The 9490-nt window shown below is 33.8% G+C and carries 8 protein-coding genes and 1 tRNA gene; 6 read left to right on the forward strand and 3 right to left on the reverse strand.

What is annotated here, in order from left to right; genetic code table 11:
* Positions 1–227: 227 nt before the first annotated feature.
* Positions 228–301: transfer RNA gene (locus tag AAKU52_RS16500), tRNA-Pro, on the reverse strand.
* 544 nt (positions 302–845) lie between these two features.
* Between AAKU52_RS16500 and AAKU52_RS16505 the strand changes: the two genes are divergently transcribed.
* The 6 genes from AAKU52_RS16505 to AAKU52_RS16530 all read left to right on the forward strand — a co-directional run bounded on the left by AAKU52_RS16505 (position 846) and on the right by AAKU52_RS16530 (position 6930).
* Positions 846–1325 (forward strand): universal stress protein, encoded by a 480-nt coding sequence (locus tag AAKU52_RS16505; RefSeq protein WP_354335573.1) that lies wholly within the window; start codon positions 846–848, stop codon positions 1323–1325.
* 250 nt (positions 1326–1575) lie between these two features.
* A complete protein-coding gene (locus AAKU52_RS16510) occupies positions 1576–2421 on the forward strand; it encodes a universal stress protein (protein WP_354335576.1) in 846 nt (281 codons plus the stop codon).
* Between the two features lie 548 nt (positions 2422–2969).
* Positions 2970–3725 carry a universal stress protein gene (locus AAKU52_RS16515; RefSeq protein ID WP_354335578.1) on the forward strand — a complete coding sequence of 252 codons (756 nt, stop codon included), beginning with the start codon at positions 2970–2972 and terminating at the stop codon, positions 3723–3725.
* Positions 3726–3736: 11 nt separating this feature from the next.
* Positions 3737–4678 (forward strand): 1-phosphofructokinase family hexose kinase, encoded by a 942-nt coding sequence (locus tag AAKU52_RS16520; RefSeq protein WP_354335580.1) that lies wholly within the window; start codon positions 3737–3739, stop codon positions 4676–4678.
* 140 nt (positions 4679–4818) lie between these two features.
* Positions 4819–5691 (forward strand): universal stress protein, encoded by an 873-nt coding sequence (locus tag AAKU52_RS16525; RefSeq protein WP_354335582.1) that lies wholly within the window; start codon positions 4819–4821, stop codon positions 5689–5691.
* A gap of 177 nt (positions 5692–5868) precedes the next feature.
* On the forward strand, positions 5869–6930 hold the full coding sequence (locus AAKU52_RS16530) for a response regulator (RefSeq protein WP_354335584.1): 1062 nt from the start codon (positions 5869–5871) through the stop codon (positions 6928–6930).
* 139 nt (positions 6931–7069) lie between these two features.
* Here AAKU52_RS16530 and AAKU52_RS16535 read toward each other — a convergent pair whose 3' ends face one another.
* Together AAKU52_RS16535 and AAKU52_RS16540 are read right to left on the reverse strand one after the other, a co-directional pair.
* Complete coding sequence (locus AAKU52_RS16535; RefSeq protein WP_354335586.1) at positions 7070–8104, reverse strand: peroxiredoxin family protein; 1035 nt, start codon at positions 8102–8104, stop codon at positions 7070–7072.
* Between the two features lie 114 nt (positions 8105–8218).
* Positions 8219–8908, reverse strand: coding sequence for a hypothetical protein (locus AAKU52_RS16540; protein WP_354335588.1), 690 nt, complete (start codon positions 8906–8908; stop codon positions 8219–8221).
* Between the last annotated feature and the right edge of the window lie 582 nt (positions 8909–9490).

A 9490-nucleotide genomic window follows, 5' to 3' on the forward strand; every position in this document is an offset into this window, starting at 1 on the left:
TGATTAAGGTATGGTATCCGTCCTGCATGAAGTAAGAAATCTAAGCATCAAAGCTAGAAATATAAGACCTGATCCACAACTTTTTGACTTGATCCCTTTTTGACTTGATCCCTTTTTGACTTGATCCCAGATGGATTGAAAAGGATTATTATAGACTGTTAAAAAACAGAAAACCCTCTAAATCATTACATTTAGAGGGTTTTGCACTCATTTGGACCGTGTCTCAGTCGGGATGGCAGGATTCGAACCTACGACCTCCTGCTCCCAAAGCAGGCGCGATACCGGGCTACGCTACACCCCGAACTTAATCAACGATTGCGTTTATAAAATAAACTATCTCGTTGTTGGGATTGCAAATCTACAAAAATATTTAAACTATGCAAATTTATTTTATTTATTATTTCTTAACTGCATCTAAAAGCAGTTTTTTTGAACTGAACCTAAAGTATGAACCTAAACTCTATGTCTTTCATAAATCCTAATTGTAGAAAGAAAAACTTTTTAAACCTTTAAATCAGATAATCTAAAGCTTTAATAACTCCCTGATGGAATGTATTTACCTCATTACCAAATTCATGGTCAGCGAATCTATATGTGTAGTTACAGGCTGCAATTCTTGAAATATGAATCCTTTTTACTGCTGTTATCCAATGATCTTTTTAAACTTTCTGCCAAGGAACCTGAAATTACTGATAGATCTTTCAATTGATTTAACATTAACAAATTGATTACACATGACTTTTTTTCTTAAACTATTTCATAATCAAATTGTTCTTGTTAACTGTATAAAGAACATACAAAATCTGATGAACTTTATTCAGTTTTATATTATTTAAATCATTGCTATGATTTCTTCACTAAATAACAAAAAAGAATATCTTTTAGTATTGACAGATTTTAAAAAAAATTCTCAATGTGCTGCTAATTTTGCACTTAATTTAGCTTTCAGGCTTAAATGTAATATTCTCTTGTTTAATTCCTGGTTTAATCCTGTTACAAATTTTGAAAATTTCCCTAATAGGAGTTTAAATATTTTAGCTCAAAAAAGTAAAGAGGAATTAGGAAAGGAATTGAAACGCCTGGAAGCGGTAATGGAGGGCGCTACTACCACTACTGGATTTAAACCAAAATTAATTTGTTTACAAGGAGAGGGTGCTCTTTGCGACAATATTTTACATATTCTCAGCTTAAACGACGTCATTATGGTTATTCTGGGTGGACGTAAAAAAAACAATGATGATTTGCTTTTTGGACTGGAAATCAATTCTATCCTAACACATGTTCCGATTCCCGCTGTTGTTGTTCCAGAATTTGAAGATTTTTAACCTCCTCTATACTTAATTTTGTGTTATTACTACCTATTTAGACCTTTTTCCCTTTCCCGAAATTTTAATGTGTTAAAAAATTAAAGGAAGTGATTTCTGTCATTAATTACAGTCTTAATTTTGAATAACTTTACTTTAAGTCTTTCATAATGAAAAAGCTAATGACTTTGTTTTTACTCAACGTATATAAAGATTTGTATAACCTCGACAAGGAGTTAGAAAATGCACTTTATACTATTCAAAAGCAGAAATGAAAACAATTCTTGTTCCAACAGATTTTTCAGATATGGCAGAAAATGCCGCCCATTATGCAATGAAACTCGCTAGGGATATTAATGCAAACTTATTGTTATGCCATGCTTTTACCGTTCCTATAATACAACCTATTGCAGCCCAAGTAATTTTGCCGTTAATAGACTATAGTTTTATGAAAAAAGAGGCTAACGAGCAGTTACAGCGATTGGCAACAAAGTTGAGACAAGTAGCTATAGGTTCTTCAGACCCTGATTCCTATGATCCTGAAATTAGCTATATCAGCGAATCAGGAACAGTTATAGCTGTGTTAGAGGATTTGGTGGCTGAAAAATCCGTTTGTCTGGTGGTGATGGATATGAATAACAATAGTCATGAAATGATCAATAAGGCCAACTTCCCAATGCTGTTTATCCCGCATGAATTTCAGTTCAATGAAATAAAGAAAATTGCTTTTGCCACAGATTTGAGCGAAAGTAATGTTAATGTGATCAATTCCTTATCGGGCTTGGCCAGTTATTACTATGCAGAGATACTTTTGGCGCATATTTTTGATGATAAAATCGATCATCAGGAACATCAGAAAAGATTAAGTGCTTTTTTGAATGACATTGCCTGTAAAATCAATTACCCCAAAATTTATTACAGACAAATAAACCGTGAAAATATTGATGCTGGGTTAGATTGGCTAATGGTTCATGGCTTGGTGGATATGCTCGCTATGGTACATCACCACGATAGTTTTATGGAGAAAATTTTCACCACCAGTCATACTCAAAATATAGCCAGACACATTGAAATTCCTCTTCTAGTATTTCCTTCAAATCAGCTAGCCATTTTTTAATTCTCAAGCTTGTTTTAAATCATTAATTCAGCTAACTACCATCAATAACTACTTGTCTTTAATGACACAAAGTTTTGTCGGTCTTAGCTCATTAAAAATAACTTATGGAAACGCTAACAAAATTATCTGCATGTTCGCTGGAGTATTATATCAATGCCTGAAGATGGAAAGCTGATCTTGAGTTTTTTAAAGTTGAAATAGTATTTTTTGATTGGTTAATAATAACACATTTTTTAAATTTTATTAGCGTAGCTCAAAAAGTACAATTGCAGAAATTGCAGTGTAAATTAGCTATGATAATGAAGAAAAAACTACCATCACTCACCCCATCGTAATCTGTTGCTGTTAAGTGATATCTAATAGGTAATTATCATTTGGTCTATATATTAATGGCAAGTAAGCGGTTTGTTAATTTTATTAAAATTCAGATGACAATAATCAACTAATTAGTTATTGTACTTGTGACAAAATACACGACTAATAATGATGGATATCATTTCCATTGTTCATTAAGATAATGATATTTAATTAAATATAAATTCAATCGTATGAAAAATATATTAGTACCTACTGATTTTTCTTCCTGTGCAACTAAAGCCATTGATTTTGCCATTCAAATTGCGAAAATTGCACCTGCTGAAATTACTTTGTTTCATGTCATTGAATATATGGGTAGCGTTTATGATGATTATACAGGAATTAATATTGACTTGTTCCAGACCCTCGTCGATGAATCAACCAAAAGCTTGGAACAATTAAAAAAGGATATTGAAGAGCAGCATGGTATTCTAGTAACAACCGTAATCTCTAAGAGCCCCGTAACGGAAGGTATTCTTGGTGCAATGCAGGATAGTAATACAGATCTTATTGTAATCGGTACACTTGGGGCCAGTGGTTTGCAAGGTAAATTGTGGGGCTCAATAGCTGCTGAAATAATTGGTAAGAGTCCTGTTCCCGTAATTGTTATTCCACATGAATATAATTGGCAAAAGCCATTGAAAATTCTCTTCACTACAAATCATTTTGAAGAAGATCAAGATTTACTTTATCCACTGTTTGAATTTGCAGCTCTTTTTTCTGCAGAAGTGCATGTTGTAGTTTTTACAAATGAAGTTGCTGATGATAACCTTATTATAATGGAACGGGCAAGAAAAATATTTCCTTATGAAAAAAACCTAAGAGAAAAGTTCAATAGCCCTTTACTTACCGTTTCACAAATTTTTGGTAATAAATTGGAGGATAGGCTAGAACAGTATATGGATGAAAAAGATTTCGATATGCTGGTTATTCCGGAAATTATTTAATCATCAAAACCATGACAGCAATTGTTACCCTAACTTTTAACCCTGCAATTGATAAAAGTACCTCAGTACCTTTATTAATTCCTGAAAAAAAATTGAACTGCACAGCACCGCATTATGAACCAGGGGGTGGCGGTGTAAATGTTGCCAGGGCACTGAAAAAACTAGGTGCCCAAGCTACCGCAATTTATTTGGCAGGTGGCATTACTGGAAAAATGTATACACAGTTACTTTTTAAGGAGGCTGTAAATACAATTGTTGTGCCAACCAAAGGTAGTACAAGAGAGAATTTTATTGTTGAAGAAATACAGACGAACAAACAATATAGGTTTGGATTGCCTGGCGCTCAAATTAATGAACAGGAATGGCAGCGTTGCTTATCTGAACTGGAACAGCTTACAGAAATCAGTTATATTGTGGTAAGCGGAAGTCTCCCACCGGGAATTCCTGAAACAATATTTTCAAAGATTACTGCTATTGCCCAACAGAAAAAGGCAAAGCTTGTGGTGGATACCTCTGGAGAGGCCTTAAAACACGCCGTTAACGCTGGGGTTTATTTAATAAAACCCAGTTTGGGAGAATTAGCTATGCTGGCAGGAATGGAAAATGTAACTAATGATCAGGTTGTTGAAATTTCTAGAAAAGTTATTGAAAAGGGTACTTGCGAAGTTATTGTGGTCTCCATGGGGGCAGCTGGTGCAATGCTGGTTACCAAAGAACTCGCCATAAAAGTTAATGCACCTGAGGTGAAAATAAGAAGTACGGTGGGGGCGGGCGACAGTATGGTTGCAGGAATGGTATTGAGCTTATTAAAAAATTACAGCCTTGAGGCGGCTCTTCAATATGGGGTAGCCTGTGGCACGGCAGCTACTGTTAATCCAGGTACTGGGTTATGTGATAAAGAATTTGTGGAAGAAATTTACCAAATAATTTTAAATGAAGCTACAAAAGAATGAAATTGTAAGCTGCAGGGAGATCATTTCAAACTATGGCTTAACATCAATCACTTCAAATGATTAAAGTCATTATTATTATGATTTACTTTTCTTAAATTTAAGCTAGCAAACTTCATTCCTTTAAAAAACATTTTATAAAGATGAAAACGATTTTAGTAACAACAGACTTCTCTGTTCCTTCTGAAAATGCTGCCCATTATGCCTTGGGTATGGCAAAAAGGATAGGCGCTGATCTCCTTTTATGCAATGCGATCAAAATCCAAATGGAAGCACCTATACCTTTTCAGGGAACAATGCCTCTTCATGATACTTTAACGCAAAAAAATGAAGTGGATGAGCAGCTTAATTTCTTGGCTGAAAGCCTCCGTGCTGATGTCGATAATGTTAAGGGTGCTTATCTGCCTTTAATTGAATCTTTTTCTCAAATAGGTACTTTGCAAGAAGTTGTGAAAGAAATTGAAATTAATATACAGCTTTCCCTGATCGTAATGGGGGTTTATAGTGCCCCTTCAATTGTGAAAATTTTCATGGGAAGTAAGAGTCAAAAAATCCTGGATACTACTGCAACGCCTATTATTTTAGTTCCTTTCTCCTTATTCTCTCCAGAAATTAAAAGAATCGCTTTTGCTACTGATTTAAGTCATGGGGATATTCTTCGAATTCAATATTTAGTAGAGATTGCCCAACTTTATAATGCAGAACTATTGATTGTAAACTTTGAAGATGAAAAAGCTGGTAGTGAAGAACTGAAACAAAAAACGGAACAGTTCATCAATGTGGTAACTAAAAATAACAGTTATCCAAATATCAGCTTCCAGGATGTCAAAAGTTCTGACTTAGATAGCGGGCTAGACTGGCTCAGTAAATATGGTTCTGTTGACTTAATGGCGATGGTGCATTACAGAAGTAAAATGCTGGAACGTATTTTTGATCCCAGTCACACCCGTAATCTTGCCTCGCATATCAATATTCCATTGTTGGTTTTTCCTGGAATCGTTGTTCCTCCCCGGTGAGCCAAAATTATTTTATGCTTAAAGATTACTTTCTAATCGAGGCTTAATATTAATAGATCCTAGGTTAAGGGGTTGATTGTGAGTTATATTTGTAGTGTTAAGAACAATAATCAAAAACGATTTGTTATATTTAGCACATGCGATTTAGCAAGTGTATCTCTTAAACCATGAGGGCTAATGGTAAAAAAAACAAGAATTTTAATTATTGAAGATAATAACGATATAAGGGATAGTATTACTGAAATTCTGGAGCTCGGTAATTATGAAGTATTGAAAGGCGTCAATGGCAAACATGGCGTTGAACTTGCAATAAATTTTTTACCGGATTTAATCCTTTGTGACATCATGATGCCTGGTATAGATGGATATTGCGTTTTTCATCTTCTAAGCAATAATATCGACACTTCTACCATTCCTTTTATTTTTCTGACCGCAAAAATAGATAGAAAAGACATGCGGAAAGGCATGGAAATGGGCGCTGATGATTACGTTACCAAACCTTTTGATGATGCTGAACTGCTAAATGCTATTGAATGCAGGTTAAAGAAAAAGCAACATCAACAGCAACTTTATAGCCAGTCGCTCGGTAAAATAAATTCCCTGTTTAGTAGCCATACGGGTTTGGAAGAGCTAAAACAATTGACTAACGAACGTAAAATTAAGCATATCAGGAAAAAGCAGGTTGTTTATTATAAAGAAGATACCGTAAAAGGTATTTATTTTGTTGTTTCCGGTAAAGTGAAAACAATGAAAATTGCCGATGATGGAAGAGAATTGTTAACCGGAATTTATGGCCCCTCAGAATATTTTGGTGTTGCATCTATGCTTGCAGGTGAAGATTATTTCGAAACTGCCGAAGCCATGGAAGATACTGCATTATGCTTAATGCCTAAGGAAATATTGGAACAACTGCTCCAAAAATATCCGGATGTATCAGCAGAGTTTATAAAAATACTGGCTAATAACGTTTTAGTTAAGGAAGAACAATTGTTACAGCTTGCTTATCACTCTGTACGGAAGCGTATGGCAGAATTGTTGGTTAATTTAAATACAAAGGGTAAACAAGGTGAAAAAATTGCCATAGATGTTACCCGTGACACCCTAGCTTCAATGGCAGGTATGGCCACAGAAACAGTAAGCAGAATTCTTAGCGACTTTAAAAAAGAAGGCTTGATTACAAAAAATGAAGGTAAAATTGTAATAATTGATAATTATAAACTCGAGAATATAAAAAACTGACTTAACTGATTTCCTTAAAGTCGATTTTGAGAAGGTTCAGCCCTAGAATGATCAATAAAATGCCACCAAAGCATTGAGAAGTTAATTGTTTTTTAAACTCCCAAATCTTAGTAATTATTACCTACCTGAACAACTAAATTTATTTTAAAATTTTTATTAATTTTTCCTCTAATTCTGTCCCTCTCAAATCTCGCACAATAATAACCCCATTAGGATCTAGCAAGTAGTTAGCAGGTATAAACCTAATTCCATAAGCTGATTGTGCTAAGTTGTCAAAATCACTTAGTTGGGGCCATATATTTATTTCATCTTTTGCAATGGCCTTTAGCCAATCATTTTTAAAAGATTTTTTATCTATTGTAATGCCAATGATCTGAAAACCTGCATTTTTATATTTATTGTAAGCCTTTATCAGCCATGGGTTTTCTTCCCTGCAGGGCACACACCAACTCGCCCAGAAATCTACCAACAAATATTTGCCTTTAAAATCACTGACTTTAAAAACTTTACCTACAGTATCTAGAAGGGAAATATCCTCAAATACCTTCCCAACTGCCATTTGCTGGCCCAATGTCAGCTTACTTAAAAGTATTTGTCCTGAATGTAACTCTTTTAATCTGGGACTCAATCTATTAAGTAGTTTGGCTATCTCTGCAGGTTGCGACTTAGTCCTTTGATTTACAAAAGGTCTTTCTGCATATTTACACAGAGCGTATAAACCTAACGGTGAATTTGAATAAGCAAGTACAACCCGTTTATAGATCTTATTATCAATTAAATTGTTTATTGAATCCCTTATAAAATAGATCCTTCTTTCAACGTCTTCCAACTTTTTGCCATCAAAATTCACATGTTTCACTAAACTATCTGAACGGTAAAGGTGATTTTTGACTTCTTTTTCCAGTTTACTGATGCTACTTGCAAAACCTAATGTATGGGAAGTCACTAAAGTTGGTTCTAAATTATCACCTATAACTAACTGATATAATGAAGGAAGAACCCAAAAGGATGTAGAGGTCAATTTTCTATCAGGCCAAAAAAAAACTATTTCTAAAAACTCAGGTTCAGGAAGCAGTGTTTCATAATTCAATGTTCTATCGGTTATTCTAATAGTATCAGTTGTTGTTTTATAACCTCCAAGACTCTTTTTTTTGATTACAACTTTAAGCGGCAATACTTTAATGTTGCCTAAATCGGCGATGATAGTTAATTTTCCTGATATTTGCTCTTGACCAAATGAAAAAAAAAACGTTTGTCAGGACGATCGTTAATATCGTTTTTAACATGTCTATTTATTAGATTTTTTGTTAATTTCTTTTATTAATTTTAAGCCTTCCTTACTTTTTCTTAATCTTTCAGAAAGTAATATGAATAATTCTGAAGGTAAACCATAATTACTCTCATATTTTTCTTTATTTGATGGATCAAAAATTGAGTTATTATCCTTTACCGCAATTAAACTTACTGGTGAATCGGGATATTTCTTTATAAATTCTAACAATTTTCTATTTTTATCCCTCACAGCTTGATTATTCTCATCTAATTGTTTAGTCAGCGTACCGCCAGATACAATTTTCGACGTTATCATTTGATCACGTTGTTCTATATCAAGTTTTATATTCTCAAGTATTATTCTCCTAAGGTGGTTTTCTCTACCTGTTACCCAAACAAGCTGTTTAAATTTAAATGCAAGTTCCTCCTTTGAAATGTTACCGCGTTCATCAACAAATACACAAGCGTTCTGGTATTGTTTCCCCTCCAAATCGAAGGTGTCATTAAACTGAAACTTTCCATTTACGATTGGAGTTACCATGAATATTTTAGGGCTGGAAATAGTTACTTGCTGTGACAGCGTGGATATAAAAGCAAATTTGGCATTCTTTGTGTCTTTTACTGATCCTTGTAAATTGAATTTCACAGACTGAGCCGACAAACTAAAAGAAATAAGTAAAATAGTTAGTGTAATTAAACCTTTCATTAGAAATTAAATATTAGATAAGTAAATTTTAACATTGTTCAGGACAATAGTCCCAGGTATCAACTGTAATACAGCAATTATAGCAAGTTTCAATATTGTTCCTCCAGTCATCACATATTTCAGAACTACCACTACCACCTAGTACTTTTTTTAATTCGCTTCTTGTCAACACTTCACCTTTCTTAAGGATATAAACTTTTTAGGCTAAATTTTAAATAGCCCTTCCACGCCGGGCTACCTCAAGGCGACTTCTCCAGTCTATGACACAATCACTAATCGCTAATAAGCTAGGATATTCAGGCTGATAAACGAGACTATTTTTATTAGTATAAGAACTTACTCGAACATTCAATTTTATGATGAGTTATGTCAGCACAATGAAGGGATTTTTTTTTGAATATTGGAAAAAAAATCATAAATAAAATCGATTAGTGATGGGAATATTTGGTCTATCTTTAAATGAAGGTATGTTTAAATATTTACTAAAATTAAGACCGTTGCAAAAGCAACAAGTCAGAATTATATTAACTTTTTGGATTTTTTGTTTTTTTAGTTTTGGGTTTTTTTGACCAAAAGTGTCGA

It is taken from the genome of Pedobacter sp. CG_S7, from assembly GCF_040544395.1.
Taxonomy (GTDB): Bacteria; Bacteroidota; Bacteroidia; order Sphingobacteriales; family Sphingobacteriaceae; genus Pedobacter.